Here is a 17,742-nt window from a genome sequence, read left to right as displayed (position 1 = left end):
GGTCAAGCGGCAAAAAAAGACCGCACCATCTGGCGGTGCGGTCTGGCGTGGGTGGCGGACTGCGCTGGCTTTAGTGGGTACTGGCCAATTGCCAGCGGCTATTTTCCAGGATTTGCAATTGCAGCCCGTGGTGTTGCAACAGGCTGCTGCGGTGGCCCACGCTGACGATGGTAGTGGCGGGCAATTGCTGGCGCAGCAGGCGGTACATGGCGTCTTCCAGCCCTTCATCCAGCGCCGAGCTGGCTTCGTCGAGGAAGGCGATGGCCGGTTTGTTCAGCAGCAAGCGGCCAAAGGCCAGCCGCTGCTGCTCGCCCAGCGACAGGGTCTGGCTCCAGTCGCGTTCTTCATCCAGCCGGCCCTGCAGATGGCCCAGCTGCACGGTTTGCAGCACCATGGCGGCTTCCTGTGCGGCAGCAGCCGGCGCGCTGGCGGGGTAATACAGTGCATCGCGCAGCGTGCCGCCCGGCAGGTAGGGCTTTTGCGACAGGAACATCAGCCCCTGCTGTGGCCGGATGATCTGTCCGCTGCTATAAGGCCACAGCCCGGCCAGGCTGCGCAGCAGGGTGGTCTTGCCGCTGCCGGAGGCGCCCCGGATCAGCAGGGCGCTGCCGCTCGCGATGTCCAGATTGACCTGCTCCAGCAAGGTACGGCCATCCGGGGCTTGCAGGCTGAAGTTTTCCAGTGCCAGCCGGGTGCCGTCGCTGCGTATGTCCGGGCGCGGCAGGGCGGCGGCTTCCTGCATGGAGTCGCAATAACCGGACAGACGGTTCAGTACCGCACGGTAGCCGGCAAAGTCGTCGTAGGCATTGCGGAAGAAAGACAGATTGTCATGCAGGGTGCCAAAGGCCTGCGAGGTTTGCATCAGGTCGCCCAGGGTGATCTGCTTGGAGAAAAAGCGGTGCGCCTGCACGATCAGCGGAAACACCACCGCGGTCTGGCTGACAATCAGGTTGAAGCCCTGGAATTTCAGCGACCGGAACACGATGCGCCAGTTGTTGTGGATGATCTGGCCGAAGCGGCTGCGCAGCAGCATGCCTTCCACTTTTTCACCGGCATAAAATGCGATGCTTTCCGCATACTCCAGCAAGCGCACCAGCAGGTAACGGTAATTGGCGTTGTACTGTTCGTTAAGGAAGTTCAGCCGCACCAGCGGACGACCGATCTTCACCGCCAGCACGGTGGCGATCAGCACATACAGGAAGACGGCAAACACCATGGCGCGCGGGATGTCCACCCCCAGCAGGTGCAGCGGGCCGGACAGGTTCCACAGGATCAGCGTGTAGGCCAGGGTGGAGACCAGCGAGCTGACCACGCCCATCGACAAGCCCAGCGAGCTGCTGACAAAGCTGCTCACATCCTGCTGGATACGCTGGTCGGGGTTGTCGCTGCGCTGCGGCAGGTATTGCAGGCGGTAGAAGGAGTCGTTCTGCAGCAGTTTCTGCAGCAATTGCTCGTTCAGCCAGGCGCGCCAGTGGATGGAGAAGCTCTGGTTGACGTAAAAGCTGAACAGGCTGCGCAGCACATGGATGCTGGCCAGGATGCAGAAAATGCGGACAAAGCTCCAGAACAGGCTTTCATTCAACTGCTGCAGCGAGGTATACAGCCCGTTGCTCCAGTTGGACAACACCACGTCCAGCCGTACGCCCGCCAGGGTCAGCAGCAGGATCAAGGCCAATCCCAGCAGCGGTTTGGCACTGCGCCGCAGGCTGAAATAGCTGCCGCTCAGTTGCCAGAATTGCCGCCCCCAACTGGTGAGCCGTACCAGCGCCCACACCGTCAGCACAAACAACAGGCAGGTGAGGCCATAGGCTTTGGCAATCCACAGCAGGCTATTGCTCAGTTCCTGATTCCAGTTCATGTTTCCCCTTCAGTCAAACTCACAGCCAACCCATGCCTGGCTGCCGGAGGCCGGGCGCTGCGCTACAGCATCTTGTCCCGGTCTGGCGGTGCAGCGGCATGCCTGGCCCGTCATGCGTATCCGCAGGCCATGGCGAGGCCCCAGCATACTTTGCGCCAGCCACCACGCCAATCACCTTCGTCTGCCAAGTCATGAAAAAGTGCTGCGGGCGGCTGGAAAAAGACGGCGGGCGGCGCGCGGCGCGCCAGCCAGCGATGAGCGGGCCCGGCATGGCCGGGCCTGTCTGCTCAGTGGCGGACTACCACAGCATCTTGACGCACTGCTCGCCCAGCCAGTCCTGCAAGGCCAGCAGCAGGCCGTCATCCAGCCGCACCCCCCAGGCTTGCGGCAGGGCGACATCGCCACGGGCCTGGGCATTGCTGTAGCTGATGCGTACCAGGCAGCCGTTTTCCTCGTCGCGGTAAGGGCCAAGCAGGGTTTTCAGCTTGCCGACATCGGCATTGCCGTTCATCTGCAAGGACAGGCCGCGGGCAAAGCGGCTGCGCGCCTCGCCCAGATCGTACAGGCGGTCGGCCATGATGCGCAGGCCGCCGGAGAAGGCGTCTTCCGTCACCTTGCCCTGCACCACCAGCACGATGTCTTCCTTCAGCCGGTTGCGATTGCTTTCATAGCTGTCGCCAAACAGGCTGATTTCGCGCTTGGCGCTGCCATCGTCCAGCTCGACAAAGGCCATCTTGCCGCGATTGCCCATCTTGACGCGGATGCCGGTGACAAAGCCGGCCAGCAGCTGCGGCTCCTTGCGTGGAGACAGGCGCGACAGCGTGGTCTTGATGAAGGCGCGCACTTCCTGGGCATAAGCCGAGAAGGGGTGGCCGGACAGGTAAAAGCCGATGGCGACTTTTTCTTCCGCCAGCTTGACCGCGTCGTTCCAGGGGCGGGTTTCCACCATTTCCACCGCCGGCGCCACATCGTCGCCGAACATGTCGAACAGGCCGCCCTGATTGATATTGGCGTGAGCCTGGTCGGCGGCTTCCATGGCCAGGCCGACATTGGCAAACAGCTTGGCGCGGTTGGCTTCGATGCTGTCAAAGGCACCGGCGCGGATCAGCGCCTCGATCACCCGCTTGTTGACCAGCTTTTTGTCGGTGCGCTGGCAGAAGTCGAACAGGCTGGTGTAGGGGCCGCTGGCTTCGCGCACCGCCACGATGTGATCAACCGCCGATTCGCCACTGCCCTTGATCGCGCCCAGCGCGTAGCGGATTTCCTGACGGCTGACCGGCACAAAGCGGTAATAGCTGTGATTGACGTCCGGCGGCAGGAAGCGCAGGCCGTTCTTGGCGTCGGTGGCGTCGTCGTAGAACACCTTGAGCTGGTCGGTGTTGTCCAGTTCGGTGGACATGGTGGCCGCCATATAGGCGGCGCAGTGGTGGGCCTTGAGCCAGGCGGTGTGGTAAGCCACCAGCGCATAGGCCGCCGCGTGCGACTTGTTGAAGCCGTAGCCGGCGAACTTCTCCATGTAGTCGAAGATTTCGTTGGCCTTGGCTTCGGGAATGTCCTGCTTGGCGGCACCCTGCACGAACATGGCGCGCTGCGCCACCATTTCCTCTACCTTCTTCTTACCCATGGCGCGGCGCAGCAAGTCGGCACCGCCCAGCGAGTAACCGCCAATCACCTGGGCGGACTGCATCACCTGTTCCTGATACACCATGATGCCGTAAGTCGGTGCCAGTACCGGTTCCAAGAGCGGGTGCAGGTATTCGAACTTGGCGCCGTGCATACGCTGGATGAAGTCGGGAATCAGGTCCATCGGGCCCGGACGGTACAGCGCCACGAAGGCGATAATTTCTTCGAACTTGCTGGGTTTGGCCTCCACCAGCATTTTTTTCATGCCGGAGGATTCAAACTGGAATACGCCGGTGGTGTTGGCACTGGCAAAAATCTTGTAGGCGTCGGCATCGTCCAGCGGCAGGTGGGCAACGTCCACGTCCTCATTGCTGACCTGCTTGATGTAGCGCTGGGCCAGTTCGATGATGGTGAGGTTGCGCAGGCCCAGGAAGTCGAACTTCACCAGGCCGATTTGCTCCACGTCGTCCTTGTCGAACTGTGATACCGGCGAAGCGCCATCGGCACTGGCGATATACAGCGGGCAGAAGTCGGTCAGCCGGCCGGGGGCAATCAGCACACCACCGGCGTGCATGCCGATGCCGCGGGTGAGGTCTTCCAGCTTCATTGCCAGTTCGATCAGTTCGCCCGCGCCTTCGGATTCGATCACTTCGCCGATCTGCGGCTCCACCTCCATGGCCTTTTCCAGACCCAGCGGCTTGTTGGCCTCCAGCGGAATCAGCTTGGACAGGCGGTCGCACAGGCCGAAGGGCAGGTCCAGCACGCGGCCCACGTCGCGAATCACCGATTTGGACGACATGGTGCCGAAGGTGGCAATCTGGCTGACGGCTTCTTCGCCGTATTTCTGCCGGGTGTATTCGATCACGCGCCAGCGGTTTTCCTGACAGAAGTCGACGTCGAAGTCGGGCATGGATACCCGTTCCGGGTTCAGGAAACGCTCGAACAGCAGGGCGTAGCGCAGCGGGTCGAGGTCGGTAATGCTCAGGCTGTAGGCCACCAGCGAACCAGCACCGGAACCCCGGCCCGGCCCCACCGGGCAGCCATTGGCCTTACCCCACTGGATAAAGTCCGCCACGATGAGGAAGTAACCGGGAAAGCCCATCTGGATGATGGTGTCGCATTCGAACTTCAGCCGGGCATCGTATTCCGGGCGGCGCGCCAGCCGCTCGTCCGGATCGGGATAGAGCTGTTCCAGCCGCATTTCCAGCCCGCGCTTGGCCTCGTATACCAGGAAGTCATCCAGCGTCATGCCTTCCGGGGTGGGGAATAGCGGCAGGTAGTTCTTGCCCAGCACCACGGAAATATTGCAGCGCTTGGCGATTTCCACGGTGTTTTCCAGCGCTTCCGGGATGTCGGCAAAGCGTTCCAGCATCTGCTCGGTGGTCAGGAAATGCTGGCATTCGGAGAAATTGCGCGGGCGGCGCTTGTCACCCAGGGTGTAGCCCTCGGCAATGCACACCCGTGCCTCGTGCGCCTTGAAGTCGTCCGGATCGAGGAACTGGATGGGATGGGTGGCCACCACCGGCAGCCCGGTTTCACCCGCCAGCCACAGCGTGGCCTGCAGCACGCTTTCCACCTGCGGGTTGTCGACGCGCTGGATTTCCAGATAAAAGCTGCCGGGAAACAGGCTTTCCCAGTATTGCGCCCGGCGCATGGCTTCTTCGCGCTGGCCCATGGCCAGTGCCACGCCCACATCGCCGTGCTGTGCACCGGACAGGCACAAGAGATTGCTGTTGTCGCCCTGTTCCAGCCAGGCGCGTTTGATTTCGGCGCGGCCACGGTACTGGTTATGGGTGAAGGCCATGGTGAGCAGCTCGCACAGGCGGCGATAGCCTTCGCGGTTTTTCACCGTCAGCAGCAGGCGGGTGGGCTTGTCGCGGTCTTCTTCGTTTTCCAGCCAGATATCGGCCGAGACAATGGGCTTGATGCCCTTGCTGCGGCAGGCCTTGTAAAACTTGACCATGCCGAACAGATTCATCAGGTCCGACATGCCCATGGCAGGCATATTGTCCTTCTGCGCACGCTTTACCGCGTCGTCGAGGCGGACAATGCCGTCGGTGATGGAAAACTCCGAATGGAGGCGAAGATGAATAAAGCGGGGTGCGTTCATCCCGGCATTTTACCGGCAGCGCGGCATCTGCACCATGTGCGCGGCAAGATTATCCTCGCGGGCGGTAACGGGCGGTCATTGGGTCTTTTCTTGTGTTGCGACGCAGCATTAGAATGGTGGCATTGCAGACTCAGTCAAGCGGTGAGCGATATGGATTGTGATGTCAGGGAGCTGGATGGCACCAGCCTGTACAAATTACTGACTGGCAGTGTGCTGCCGCGTCCCATTGCCTGGCTCAGCACGCAGGATTTGCTAGGCGTGGCCAACCTGGCGCCGTTTTCCTTTTTTACCGTCGCCGGGCTCAATCCGCCCATGCTGGCGGTGACCATCCTGAAAAAGCCGGATGGCAGCGACAAGGACAGCCTGGCCAATATCCGCGCCACCGGTGAGTTTGTAGTGAATATTGTCAGCCAGGAGTTGGTGGAGGAAATGAACCAGTCCTGTGCGGCTTATCCGGCGGAAGTGGACGAGTTTGATCTGGCCGGGCTGGAAAAAGTGCGCAGCAAGCTGGTGAAAGCGCCCGGCGTGGCCCGTTCACCTGTGCGCTATGAATGTACCCTGCATAGCTGTCTGGATCTGGGCCATGGTGCCGCTGGCAGCACGCTGGTGTTGGGGGAAATCCGCCATGTGCATGTGGATGATGCGGTATACCAGGCCGGCCGGATCAATCTGCAGGCCCTGCATCCCATCGGCAAACTGGCTGGCGATGGCTATACCCTGGTGCATGAGGACTTCGCCCTGGCCCGCCCCTGAGCGCGGCTCTGGCATCCGCCAGCAAAAAAGCAGCGCAAGGCTGCTTTTTTTGTGGCTGTTCCGGCTGGTGTCAGTGCAGCGACTGCACGATCTGGCTGGCCATCTCGTCCAGCAAGGCATAGCGACGGTTGTATTCGCTGCGCTTCTTGCTGGCAATCTCTTCCATCGGTTTGCGCGGGATGGGGAAGGGGATGCGGAAATATTCGGTATTGATTTTCTCGGCACCGATATCCAGCCAGAAGCTGTCGTAATCGGCCTGGAATTCGCGCCGATAGCGCCAGGAGCTGTAGATATGGCTGTCCTTGCACACGGCCAGCACCTGCTGGCAGCCCATTTCGCGGGCAATGACGGTGAGGGCTTCCAGCGCCAGCCGCTTGGGAAACAGCCCGTGGCAAGCCTTGGTGGCGGTGCGGATGCATTCGTGGCCGAATTCCTTGCGCGGCCCTTGCAGGCCACCCACCAGCGCCACGTGCTGGCCCTGGTACTGACACAGGGTGAAGGTGAGGGTGGCCAGCGCCACCTGCTGGCCGTCGACGAACTGCAGCGACAGTTCGCCTTCCTTGTCGAAGGTGTGGTTATGGCCCAGCACCCAGCCAAACTGGCTGTCGTCCTTGCCGCTGACGCTGGCCAGCCTGAGGTTGTCCAGTGACAGCAGCTTGCCGCGCAAGCCGGCGGGCAGTTGCAGCACCCGGCTGTAGTGTTGCTGCAGCATGGCGGCCTTGGCGGCGTTGCCCAGTCCGCGGTGCAGATAAGGGCGGTGCAGCTTTTGTGCCAGGCGCGGGGCCAGCCGCAGATAGTCGAGCATTAATGGCTGGCTGGCGAGAAAGCCCATCCAGCGGTAGCTGGCCGGCAGGGTCAGCAGGGTGCGCAGTGCCAGCTTGATACGGTTTTTGCCTTCGTCCAGATAGTCGCGGCGGGAGAATGTCCCGCTGGCCAGTTGGCCCAGCAGGCGGGCGGGGTGTGGCCCCGAAGCCGATTCGATTGATTTCACGCAGAGTTCTTCTAAAAGCCGTTCATGCACGGAGCAGCATTATTGTTGATCCGGGAGCCGGCGTCTTTGGCCGGCTTGTCCCTGGGTGGTGACCGTTTGTGACAGCTTACTTTTTCTCGTCACGCGGCTTGAGTGCCACCATGGCCGCGCGCTGCATTTCCAGGGTTTTCATCTGCATCGACAGCATGCCCAGGTTCATGGTGAGCCAGCCTTCCACCACGCGCAGCTCGGCCAGCTTGCGGTCGATTTCCTCCTCGCTCATCGGCGGCAGGAAAGGCTGGGCGCTGGCCGGGGTGGCAGTTTGCCAGAACTGGCGGAACATGGCGAATGGATCGGCAGGATTGAAATCGGCGCTCATGGCTGGCTCTCCTTGTCATATAAAAAAACGGGCAAGCGCCTGCTTGCCCGTTCAGTATAAGACCAAAGATGAGCAGTTAGCTGTTGCTGGCTGCTACCTGTGCATCCACGGCGGCCAGGGCCACCATGTTGACGATGCGACGCACCGAGGAAATCGGGGTCAGGATGTGCACCGGCTTGGTCATGCCCATCAGGATGGGGCCGATGGTCACGCCGTCGGAGGCCGATACACGCAGCAGGTTGTAGCTGATGTTGGCGGCTTCCACATTCGGCATGATCAGCAGGTTGGCCGAGCCCTTCAGCGTGGTGTCCGGCATGGCCTGGGTGCGGATGGCTTCCACCAGGGCGGCATCGCCCTGCATTTCACCATCGATTTCCAGATCAGGCTGGGCTTCGCGGATCAGCTCCAGTGCGGTACGCATCTTGTCGGCGGATTCGCCGTTGATGGTGCCAAAACTGGAGTTGGACAGCAGGGCGGCCTTCGGTGCGATACCAAAGCGCTTCATGGCTTCGGCAGCCATCTTGGTGATGCCTGCCAGCTGCACGGCATCCGGCTTGGCGTTGACATAGGTGTCGGTGATGAAGATGTTGCCGGTCGGCAGGATCAGCGCATTCATCGCACCGGCCACCTTGTCGGCATTGTTGTAGCCGAGCACGGTTTCCACGATTTCGAAGTGTTGGCGGTAGGTGCCGTAGGTGCCACAGATCATGGCATCGGCATCACCGCGACGGACCATCAGCGCGCCGATCAGCGTGGTATTGCCAATCACGCGGCGACGGGCCTGTTCCTGCGAAACGCCCTTGCGCTTCATCAGGTTGTAGTAGTCCTTCCAGTATTCGGCAAAGCGCGGGTCGGATTCGTTGTTGACCAGCTCGAAGTCCTTGCCGATCTCCATCTTCAGGCCCAGCTTTTCGATACGCTTTTCAATCACGCTCGGACGGCCGATCAGGATGGGCTTGGCCAGGCCGGCCAGCACGATTTCCTGGGTGGCATGCAGCACGCGCTCGTCTTCGCCTTCGGTCAGCACGACACGCTTGCTTTCCTTCTTGGCTTGCGAGAACACCGGCTTCATGAACAGGTTGGTCTTGTACACGAACTGGGTGAGCTGATCGACATAGGCGTCGAAATCCTGGATCGGGCGGGTGGCCACGCCGGAGTCCATGGCTGCCTTGGCCACGGCCGGGGCGATCTTGACGATCAGGCGCGGGTCGAAGGGCTTGGGAATCACGTATTCCGGGCCGAAGGACAGTTCCTGGTCGCCATAGGCGGAAGCCACCACGTCGGACTGCTCGGCCATGGCCAGGTCGGCAATGGCGCGCACGGTGGCCAGCTTCATTTCTTCATTGATGGTGGTGGCGCCCACGTCCAGCGCACCACGGAAGATGAAGGGGAAGCACAGCACGTTGTTGACCTGGTTGGGGAAGTCGGAACGGCCGGTACCGATGATGGCATCCGGGCGGACTTCCTTGACCAGCGGCGGCAGGATTTCCGGTTCCGGGTTGGCCATGGCCAGAATCACCGGATGCGGGGCCATGGATTTGACCATATCCTGGGTCACCAGGCGCGGGCCGGACAGACCCATGAAGATGTCGGCGCCAACCATGGCGTCGGCCAGCTTGCGCTTGCCGTTGTCGGCAATGGCGTAACGCTGCTTGGATTCGTCCAGCTTTTCGTCACGGCCCTGGTAGATCACGCCTTTGGAGTCGCAGACAGTGATGTTTTCGCGCTTCACGCCCAGCGCCACCAGCAGGTCGAGGCAGGCGATGGCGGCCGCACCGGCACCGGATGCGGTCACGCGGACATTGGCAATGTCCTTGTCGACCAGGCGCAGCGAGTTCAGTACTGCGGCAGCGGCCACGATGGCGGTGCCGTGCTGGTCGTCATGGAAGACCGGAATGCCCATGCGTTCGCGGCACTTCTTCTCGATGTAGAAGCACTCGGGGGCCTTGATGTCTTCCAGATTGATGCCGCCGAAGGTCGGCTCCATGGCGCAGATCATGTCGACCAGCTTGTCCGGGTCGTTTTCGTTCAGTTCGATGTCGAAAACGTCGATGCCGGCAAACTTCTTGAACAGCACGCCCTTGCCTTCCATCACCGGCTTGCCGGCCAGCGGGCCGATATTGCCCAGGCCCAGCACGGCGGTGCCGTTGGTGATCACGGCTACCAGATTGCCGCGGGCAGTGTATTTGTAGGCATTGAGCGGGTCTTCCACGATGGCGTCACACGGGGCGGCCACACCGGGGGAGTAGGCAAGGGCCAGATCTCGCTGGGTAGCCAGCGGCTTGGTCGGGGATACTTGAATCTTGCCGGGCTGAGGGAACTGGTGGAAATCGAGTGCGGCTTGGCGCAGTTGCTCGTCCATTCGTGAACTCCTGGGTGGTTTCTTATGGTCGTTTTGAATTTAGCTCAATATTATAAGGGCTAACCCTCTACCGGGGCTATGGTCCTGTCAGACAAGCTACGCGGCGAGGGTGTTCATCCCTGCCGCGTAGCTGGCCCTGTCCTGCTGTTATTGCATCATACCTAACATTCGCGGCAGCCACAGCGAGATGCCAGGAATATATGTTACTGCGATCAGGAAGCCGAGCATGGTGAGCAGCCATGGCCATACCGCCACGGTCAGCTCGGTAATGCCCATCTTGGTGATGCCCGAGGCCACGTACAGGTTCAGCCCCACCGGCGGGTGGCACATGCCGACTTCCATGTTGACGGCGATCAGGATGCCGAAGTGGATGGGGTTGACCCCCAGCTTGACCGCCACCGGGTACAGGATGGGCGCCATGATCAGCACGATGGCCGATGGATCCATGAAGTTGCCGGCTGCCAGCAGCAGGATGTTGGTCACCAGCAGGAAGGCGACAATGCCCAGACCTTGTGCCGTCATCCAGGCGGCCATGGCTTGCGGGATCTGTTCCGATGCCATCAGGAAGGAGAACAGCACGGCGTTGGTGATGATGTACAGCAGCATCGAGCTCATCGACGCGGCATTGACCAGCACGCGCGGTACATCCTTCAGCCCCATGTCCTTGTAGACGAACACGGCAATGATGAAGGCGTAGACCGCGGCCATGGCAGCGGCTTCGGTCGGCGTGAAGATGCCGCTGTAAATGCCACCGATCACCAGCACGATCAGCAACAGGCCCCACACGCATTCACGGAAGGCTTGCAGGCGCTCGCCCCAGCTGGCGCGCGGCAGGCGCGGGTAGTCGAACTTCTTGGCGCGATACCAGGTGGTCAGGCCCAGCAATACCGACAGACACAGGCCGGGCAATACCCCGGCCATGAACAGCTGGCCGACCGAGGCGGTGCTTACCGGCGAGCCATCCGGGCCGGTGACATCCATGCCGGCGGTGGCGATGGAGTACATCACCAGGTTGATGGAGGGCGGAAACAGAATGCCCAGTGCGCCGGAGGTGGTGATGACACCGGCACCAAAGCGCTGCGGATAGCCCTGCTTGACCATGGCCGGCAGGATGATGGAACCCACGGCCACCACGGTGGCAACCGAGGAACCGGTAATGGCGGCAAACAGGGCGCAGGACACCACGCCAGCCAGACCGAGGCCGCCATACCAGTGGCCCACCAGGGTGGTGGCAAAGCGGATCATCCGTTTGGCCACGCCGCCGTGCATCAGGAAGTTGCCCGCCAGGATGAAGAAGGGAATCGCCATGATTTCGAACTTCTCGATGCCGGTAAACAGCTTGAGCGCTACCGACTGGATCGGTACTTCGGTCATGGTGAACAGAAAGGTCAGTACCGTCAGACCCAGCGAGATGGAAATCGGCATGCCGGTCAGCATCAGCGTCAGCAGCAGACCGAAAATGATGAGCGTGGTCATTAGTGCTTGCCTCCGTGGTTCAGGTCATGCGGGTGCAGATTGTCCAGATCCTCGGCACCTTCTTCCAGGCCATCGACATGGCCGTGATCATGTTTGGGCAGGCTGCCGGTCTTGATGAAGTTCCAGGCCACTTGCAGGAAGCGGAAGCACATCAGGGTGGAACCGCAGGGAATGGCCAGGTAAACCAGCCACATCGGTGCTTCCAGATCGGGCGAAGTCTGGTCGGTATGGGCGATTTCCCAGACAAAATCACTGCCCAGTGCCGCAATGACCCCGGTGAACAGGGCACCGGCCAGCAGGCCGAAGATGATGAACTTGGCGCGGTTCTTGTCCGACAGGCGGTTGATCAGCACATCCACGCCCACGTGGATGCCGGTACGCACGCCATAGGCCGCACCGAACTTGGCCATCCACACAAACAGGTAGATGGTCAGTTCCTGGGCCCAGGCCATGTTGATGTGGGCGAGATAGGGTTGCAGAGCGTCGATGCCCGAGCCGTAGCGGTGCAATACTGCGGCAAAGGTGATGAGGGTGGCACTTCCCATCAGCAGGGCAATCATCCACTCCTCAAGGTGATCGAGGAATTTCAGCATGATTGTTCTCTTTCAGCAAAAAGGAGCGTGGGTGCCGCAGCACGCACGCTCCATGCATGGGCCGATCAGTTGTTGGCGTGGAAGTCGGTTTCTTTGTAGATCGCCTTCAGCAGGTCCGGACCGATGCGTTCGGCCATCTTGGCGTGAACCGGCAGCATGGCTTTCTTGAAGGCCGCACGTTCAGCGGCCGTCGGGGTGTAGACCTGGGTCTTGCCGGAAGCCTTGATGGCGGCCAGCGAGCGGTCGTTTTCCTTCTTGGCGATGTCGTTGGCGTACTTGGACGCATCGACGATGGCGCCATCCAGCTGGGTACGCACGTCAGCCGGCAGGCCGTCCCAGAATTTCTTGTTGACGATCACGGCATAGCCCAGGAAGCCGTGCTGGGTCAGCGTCAGGTGCTTTTGCACTTCGTAGGCCTTGCTGGTGTACAGGTTGGAGGCTTCCAGTTCGGTGCCGTCCACCACGCCGCTCTGCAGCGCCTGGTACACTTCGGAGAAGGCCATCACCTGCGGCAGCGCGCCTACCGAGCGCATTTCCTCTTCCAGTACCTTGGACGACTGGATACGGATCTTCAGGCCCTTGAGGTCGGCCGGCGACTTGATCGGCTTGTTGGCCGAGAAGTTCTTGAAGCCGTTATCCCAGTAAGCCAGGCCCTTGATGCCCTTGCTTTCCAGCTTGCCCAGCAATTGCTTGCCGATGGCACCGTGCATCACCTTGTTCACTTCGTCATAGTTGTCGAACACATAAGGCAGGTCGAAAACTTCGAATTCCTTCACGCCCAGCGGGCCAAACTTGGCCAGCGACGGGGCCAGCATCTGTACCGCGCCCAGCTGCAGGGCTTCCAGCTCTTCCTTGTCCTTGTACAGCTGGCTGTTGGGGTAGACCTGAACCTTGACCTTGCCGTGGGTACGCTCTTCCGCCAGCTTCTTGAAGTATTCGGCGGCCTTGCCCTTGGGGGTGTCCGGCGATACCACGTGGCTGAACTTGATGACGATTTCGCCAGCAGCCTGGGCCATGCCGGCCACACCGAAGGAAGCGCCAATCAGCAGGGCAGCAATTTTCAGTTTCATATGAGTCTCTCCGTTTCTGTTTCCGTTTGCGTTGAATGTTTTTGCTTTGTATTACAGCCCTTGTCTGCGGGCTGTTAATACCGTGTAAAGTAGAAGGCGCGCCAACAACATGCCATTGGGGACTTCATCATTGGGGTTTTCCCTTACCCGCTTATGCACGTGATTGATCTGCTTGCCCGCCGCCGTTCCCCCCGCCTGTTATGGCTGGGCACCTCGCTGACTCTCATTGCCCTGGTCATGGCGCTGGGGGGGCTGTTTTATCTGGTGTATCGCGACTGGGTGGATGAACAGCACGACAACCTCATCCAGGAAGTGCTGTGGCTGGAACAGTCGATGCGCCTGCACATGGAGGCGCAGCAGGAGTGGGCCGAGGGCATGGCGGCGGATATCGCCGCTGGCAAGCTGCAGCCCGAGCGTTTTGTGCCCTCGGCCGCATTTTTCATGCGGGAAAGCCCGGAAGTACTGCAGGTGCAGCAGTTCGACCAGAACGGCATGCTGATACGCGACCAGCACGGACAGGTCGCTCCCGGCAAGGTATTGCATGGCGACGAGTTCGACGCGGTGTGGCGGGCCTCGCGCTTGCGCCGCGCGTCCTATGGCCAACCCTACCGCCGTGCTGATGGCAAGTACCGCTTCGACCTGGCGGTGCCCATCATTGCCAACGAGAAATATCTGGGCAGCATCCGCCTGGTGTATCAGTTCGATCAATTGCTGCACCGCCAGGTGCCGTGGTGGATCGCCTCGAAAAACTACATCAGCTTTGTCGATGTCGGCGGCCGCACCCTGGCCAGCAAGTTCGACCCTTCCGAACACCCCGGCACCATTTCCCACCAGACCAGCTTCGACCCGCCAGGCTTTGGCGTGTATCTGCGTGCCGTCAGCTATCGTTCCGGGCTGGGGCTGACCCTGCCGGTGCTGACCGGGCTGATCATGCTGCTGGCCGCAGCCCTGCTGTACTCCATCTGGCGCATTCGTCGCCACATGCGTGAACGCTCGCGTGCCGAACATGCGCTGGCCACCGAAGTGTCGCTGCGCCAGGCCATCGAGGACTGCATGAAAAGTGGCCTGGTCGCCATCAGCCTGGAAGGGGAAATACTGCGGGTCAACCGCGCATTTTGCGAAATGCTGGGTTATGCGCCGGAGCAACTGGTGGGCCAGCGCCCGCCCCATGTCTTCTGGCCCAGTGCCGATCATCAGCAAATGCGTGCGGCCATGGATGCGGTCAGGCACGGCATGCAGCCAGAGCAGGGTTTCGAGCTGCGCTTTCAGTGCCAGAATGGCGAATTTGTCGAGGTGCGGCTGTATGCCACGCCGCTGATCGAGCGCGATGGCAGCCATCGTGGCTGGATTGCCGCCTTGTTCGACATTACCGAGCGCAAACGCCAGCGGCTGGCGCTGAATGCCTCGCACCAGCGCTTCCTCACCGTGCTTAACGGCATGCAGGCGGGTGTCTGTGTGGTCAGCCAGCTCAGCGGGCAGCTGTTATACGGCAATCCCACCTTTTCCTATTTGTGGCTGGCCGACGAGCCGGATGCGCCGTGCTGCCTGCTGTTGCCCGGTTTGCGCGATGAGCCGGAGCAGGATGATCTGGCCAGCGAGTTCACCCTGCAAGATGGCGCGCAGTGGTTCCAGATGCACCGGCGCCGGCTGGAGTGGGTCAGTGGCGAGCCCGCCTGGCTGGTGATTCTGACCGATGTCACCGAAGAGCGCGAACGGGAAGGGCGGGCGCAGGCGCAGCAGGAGCGCTTCCAGACTACCTCGCGCCTGATTGCCATGGGCGAGATGGCCTCCAGCCTGGCGCATGAGCTGAATCAGCCGCTCACCGCCATCAGTACTTACTCGGCCGGGCTGGCGCGCCGCCTGCCGGAGCGGCTGGAATTGCCATCCGGCGTGCGCGAGGCCGTGGCGGCCATCAGCCAGCAGGCGCAACGCGCCGGGCAGATCATCAAAAGCATCCGCGCCTTTGTCAAAAAACACGAGCCGCAGCTGGAGAATGTCGATCCCGCGCGCGTGGTGGCGCGGGCAGCAGGATTGGCCGAGATGATGGCCTTCAAGGCCGGCGTGCAGCTGGTGATCGAGCAGGACGGCACAGACTGCCGGCTGGACATGGACCCGGTACTGATCGAGCAGGTCTTGCTTAATCTGATGAAGAACGCCATCGAAGCCATGGTCGAGGCGCAAACCCGGCGGCCGCATATCGTGGTGCGCACCACGGTGGGACCAGCGTTCTGGCGGGTGGAGGTGGCAGATAACGGGCCTGGCCTGAGCGACAATATCAAGAAAGAGCTGTTTACCCCGTTTTATTCCACCAAGCCTGATGGCATGGGAATTGGTTTGAATATCTGCCGTTCCATCGTCGAGTTTCATCGTGGCGAATTCAGCGTCAATTCCACGGTGGCGGGCGGCTGCGTATTCTGGTTCACTCTGCCGCTACGGCGCAGCAGCGACGGCACATGAAAAACGGCACCCGTGGGTGCCGTTGTCACATCGCCAGCCAGTACCTAGTGTTGACTGGGCTGCAGGATGGTTTCCTGTGTTTCTTCCAGCATGTCAGGGTAGTCGCGGCTGTAATGCAGGCCACGGCTCTCCTTGCGCAGCAGTGCCGAACGCACGATCAGCTCGGCGGTTTGCACCAGATTGCGCAGCTCGATCAGGTCGTTGGTGACGTGGAAGTTGCTGTAGTAGTCGTTGATTTCCTCGGACAGCAGGCGAATCCGGCTTAGTGCCCGCATCAGCCGCTTATTGGTACGCACGATGCCGACATAGTCCCACATGGCGCGGCGCAGCTCGTCCCAATTGTGTGAAATCACCACTTCTTCATCAGTATCGGTTACCTGGCTGTCGTCCCAGTCCGGAATCGGCGGCAGGGTGATGTCCGGTGCGGCCAGAATGTCCTCGGCGGCTGCCTTGCCAATCACCAGACACTCCAGCAGCGAGTTGCTGGCCAGACGGTTGGCGCCATGCAGACCGGTACAGGCCACTTCACCCACCGCATACAGCGCGTCTACATCAGTATGGCCGGTCAGGTCGGTCACCAGGCCGCCGCAGGTAAAGTGCACGGCCGGCACCACCGGAATCGGCTCCTGCGTGATGTCGATACCCAGTTCCAGGCAGTGAGCGTAGATATTGGGGAAGTGTTCCTTGATGAAATTGGCCGGCTTGTAGGAAATATCCAGATAGACACAGTCCAGGCCATGCTTCTTCATTTCAAAGTCGATGGCACGTGCCACCACATCACGCGGTGCCAGTTCCGCCCGCGGGTCGTGATCCGGCATGAAGCGGGTACCGTCTGGCAGCTTCAGAATGCCCCCCTCGCCACGTACCGCTTCGGAAATCAGGAAAGACTTGGTGTGCGGGTGATACAGGCAGGTGGGGTGGAACTGGATGAACTCCATATTGCCCACCCGGCAACCGGCACGCCAGCCCATGGCAATGCCATCACCGGTCGCGGTATCCGGATTGGTGGTGTAGAGGTAAACCTTGCCCGCCCCACCGGAAGCCAGCATGGTGTGCTTGGCGGCAATGGTGACGATCTGGTCCAGCGTCTTGTCCAGCGCATACACGCCGTAGCAGCGCTTGCCCTCCAGGCCCAGCTTGCGTGAAGTGATCAGGTCGATGGCAATGAAATCTTCCAGTACCGTGATATTCGGATGCGCCTTGATCTTCTGACCGAGTGTAGAAGTCACGGCAGCACCGGTCGCATCAGCCGCGTGGATGATGCGGCGATGGCTGTGGCCACCCTCGCGCGTCAGGTGATAGCCGGTCTTGTGGGTATCGTCACGGGTAAACGGCACACCCAGCGCGATCAGCCAGTCAATCGCCTCTTTGGAATGCTCCACGATAAAGCGTGTCGCCTCCTCATTGCACAGCCCGGCACCGGCAATCAGCGTATCGCGGATATGCTCCTCAACCGAATCCTCGGTATCCAGCACGGCGGCGATACCGCCCTGGGCATAGGTCGAACTGCCTTCCAGCAGATCGCGCTTGGTAATCAGGCCAACTTTGCGAGTAGCAGCCAGATGCAGGGCCAGCGTCATGCCGGCCAGACCACTACCGATAATCAGAACATCAAACTTGAGCATGGCAGATGCCGCCGTCAGGCGGAGTAGGGCAGTTTGCAGAAGGCTAAAGAGTAGCAGAACAGTCGTCGGGCGGCATCAGCCTTGGCTCTATATATATGTGTCCGCCCATCCCGCCCGGCATGGCCGGGTTCGATTAAGTCTCTCCGCAGGCTGCCCAGCCAGCCGTTTTATATGGATGATCCGGGCGATCAAGCCGACGCAGCAGATGCGCAATGTCGACCTGGTTGAGACGGCGGGGCAGATCGCTGCTGCGATGCAATAAAACCCCCTCGGCATAGTTGCTTGTTGCTCAGTTACTTAGCGCGTAGCGGGCCGGGGTTTCAGCAAAATCTGCACTTTTCTTCGCACAAAGTGTTGACGAGGGTGGGTCAGGGCGGTATAGTTCGCCTCCTCAGCAGACAACGCAGCGACGGAAACGAAACGCAGCGACCTGCACCGCTCTTTAAAAAACAGAATAACCGATAGG

Annotated in this window: 11 protein-coding genes; 2 read left to right on the top strand and 9 right to left on the bottom strand. The window is 60.9% G+C overall.

What is annotated here, in order from left to right; genetic code table 11:
* Positions 1-70 precede the first annotated feature (70 nt).
* Entirely contained in the window at positions 71-1,858 is a 1,788-nt protein-coding gene (locus DFR38_RS06455; protein WP_059286270.1) for an ABC transporter ATP-binding protein/permease, read from the bottom strand.
* Between the two features lie 298 nt (positions 1,859-2,156).
* The gene (gene dnaE / locus DFR38_RS06450; protein WP_059286269.1) at positions 2,157-5,591 is read right to left on the bottom strand and encodes a DNA polymerase III subunit alpha; all 3,435 of its coding nucleotides are present in this window, start codon (positions 5,589-5,591) and stop codon (positions 2,157-2,159) included.
* Between the two features lie 150 nt (positions 5,592-5,741).
* On the opposite strand from dnaE, the gene DFR38_RS06445 reads away from it, so the two are divergent.
* Complete coding sequence (locus DFR38_RS06445) at positions 5,742-6,344, top strand: flavin reductase family protein (RefSeq protein ID WP_059286274.1); 603 nt, start codon at positions 5,742-5,744, stop codon at positions 6,342-6,344.
* Between the two features lie 70 nt (positions 6,345-6,414).
* Here DFR38_RS06445 and DFR38_RS06440 read toward each other — a convergent pair whose 3' ends face one another.
* From DFR38_RS06440 to DFR38_RS06415, 6 genes are all read right to left on the bottom strand, one after another.
* Entirely contained in the window at positions 6,415-7,335 is a 921-nt protein-coding gene (locus DFR38_RS06440; protein ID WP_059286268.1) for a VirK/YbjX family protein, read from the bottom strand.
* Between the two features lie 106 nt (positions 7,336-7,441).
* Complete coding sequence (locus DFR38_RS06435) at positions 7,442-7,693, bottom strand: PhaM family polyhydroxyalkanoate granule multifunctional regulatory protein (protein ID WP_059286267.1); 252 nt, start codon at positions 7,691-7,693, stop codon at positions 7,442-7,444.
* A 76-nt stretch (positions 7,694-7,769) separates the two neighbouring features.
* Positions 7,770-10,055, bottom strand: a complete 2,286-nt coding sequence (locus DFR38_RS06430; protein WP_059286266.1) for an NADP-dependent malic enzyme — start codon at positions 10,053-10,055, stop codon at positions 7,770-7,772.
* Between the two features lie 147 nt (positions 10,056-10,202).
* Positions 10,203-11,531: a TRAP transporter large permease gene (locus tag DFR38_RS06425; RefSeq protein WP_059286265.1), complete on the bottom strand. Its 1,329-nt coding sequence runs from the start codon at positions 11,529-11,531 to the stop codon at positions 10,203-10,205.
* Positions 11,531-12,124 carry a TRAP transporter small permease gene (locus DFR38_RS06420; protein ID WP_059286264.1) on the bottom strand — a complete coding sequence of 198 codons (594 nt, stop codon included), beginning with the start codon at positions 12,122-12,124 and terminating at the stop codon, positions 11,531-11,533. Before DFR38_RS06420 ends, DFR38_RS06425 begins: the two co-directional genes overlap by 1 nt.
* 65 nt (positions 12,125-12,189) lie before the next feature.
* Positions 12,190-13,194 carry a TRAP transporter substrate-binding protein gene (locus tag DFR38_RS06415; RefSeq protein ID WP_199052147.1) on the bottom strand — a complete coding sequence of 335 codons (1,005 nt, stop codon included), beginning with the start codon at positions 13,192-13,194 and terminating at the stop codon, positions 12,190-12,192.
* Between the two features lie 159 nt (positions 13,195-13,353).
* Here DFR38_RS06415 and DFR38_RS06410 point away from each other — a divergent pair, with 159 nt between their 5' ends.
* Positions 13,354-15,651, top strand: a complete 2,298-nt coding sequence (locus DFR38_RS06410; protein ID WP_244909890.1) for a PAS domain-containing sensor histidine kinase — start codon at positions 13,354-13,356, stop codon at positions 15,649-15,651.
* Positions 15,652-15,695: 44 nt separating this feature from the next.
* On the opposite strand, the gene nadB is transcribed toward DFR38_RS06410, so the two are convergent.
* Positions 15,696-17,276, bottom strand: coding sequence for an L-aspartate oxidase (nadB, locus tag DFR38_RS06405; RefSeq protein WP_059287580.1), 1,581 nt, complete (start codon positions 17,274-17,276; stop codon positions 15,696-15,698).
* Positions 17,277-17,742: the final 466 nt, after the last annotated feature.

The sequence above is a fragment of the Aquitalea magnusonii genome, from assembly GCF_003202035.1.
Lineage (GTDB): Bacteria > Pseudomonadota > Gammaproteobacteria > Burkholderiales > Chromobacteriaceae > Aquitalea > Aquitalea magnusonii.
This window is presented reverse-complemented; position numbering and strand designations above follow the sequence as displayed.

Coding starts and splice junctions, on each gene's coding strand:
- nadB (WP_059287580.1), bottom strand. CDS start 17,276: ATGCTCAAGTTTGATGTTCTGATTATCGGTAGTGGTCTGGCCGGCATG.
- DFR38_RS06455 (WP_059286270.1), bottom strand. CDS start 1,858: ATGAACTGGAATCAGGAACTGAGCAATAGCCTGCTGTGGATTGCCAAA.
- DFR38_RS06420 (WP_059286264.1), bottom strand. CDS start 12,124: ATGCTGAAATTCCTCGATCACCTTGAGGAGTGGATGATTGCCCTGCTG.
- DFR38_RS06445 (WP_059286274.1), top strand. CDS start 5,742: ATGGATTGTGATGTCAGGGAGCTGGATGGCACCAGCCTGTACAAATTA.
- dnaE (WP_059286269.1), bottom strand. CDS start 5,591: ATGAACGCACCCCGCTTTATTCATCTTCGCCTCCATTCGGAGTTTTCC.
- DFR38_RS06415 (WP_199052147.1), bottom strand. CDS start 13,194: ATGAAACTGAAAATTGCTGCCCTGCTGATTGGCGCTTCCTTCGGTGTG.
- DFR38_RS06430 (WP_059286266.1), bottom strand. CDS start 10,055: ATGGACGAGCAACTGCGCCAAGCCGCACTCGATTTCCACCAGTTCCCT.
- DFR38_RS06435 (WP_059286267.1), bottom strand. CDS start 7,693: ATGAGCGCCGATTTCAATCCTGCCGATCCATTCGCCATGTTCCGCCAG.
- DFR38_RS06425 (WP_059286265.1), bottom strand. CDS start 11,531: ATGACCACGCTCATCATTTTCGGTCTGCTGCTGACGCTGATGCTGACC.